This window comes from Secundilactobacillus muriivasis, from assembly GCF_054785195.1.
On record NZ_BAABMI010000095.1, the window covers coordinates 1 to 437 of the forward strand.

Annotated in this window: 1 pseudogene; it reads left to right on the forward strand. The window is 31.1% G+C overall.

Going from position 1 to position 437, the window contains the following annotated elements:
* Positions 1-242 precede the first annotated feature (242 nt).
* Positions 243-437 (forward strand): annotated as a pseudogene (locus ACYVR3_RS15810) (ABC transporter permease); the annotation flags it as partial.

Genomic DNA, 437 nt, shown 5'->3' on the forward strand with positions numbered 1-437 from the left:
GTTTCTCAGTTTAATGTTTATAACGAGAAGTCTCTGAAGCGGATCCACCGAGGGTTCAAAGGACTCCAGGACACCTTTGAAGCATCATTTATTTAAGTTAGATACATATTATATATACGAAGGCATTTCATTTACACAAGATTCTTGACGCTACCGAAAAATTACTATTACTATTAAAAACCTTTTCAAAACACATTAAGTGATATATTAATAATAAATAGAATTAATAAAAGGAGATTATTATGTTTTTAGCTATTAAAGAGATGCTACATGAAAAATTGCGTTATAGCCTAATAGTGGCACTTATATTTTTAGTAAGTTATCTTTTGATTATTCTTACTGGTTTAGCCACTGGTTTAGCTAACCTAAACAAAGCGGCAATTAACGAGTGGGATGCTTCAAGTATTGTCTTAAATAGTGATTCTGAAGGACGTTTA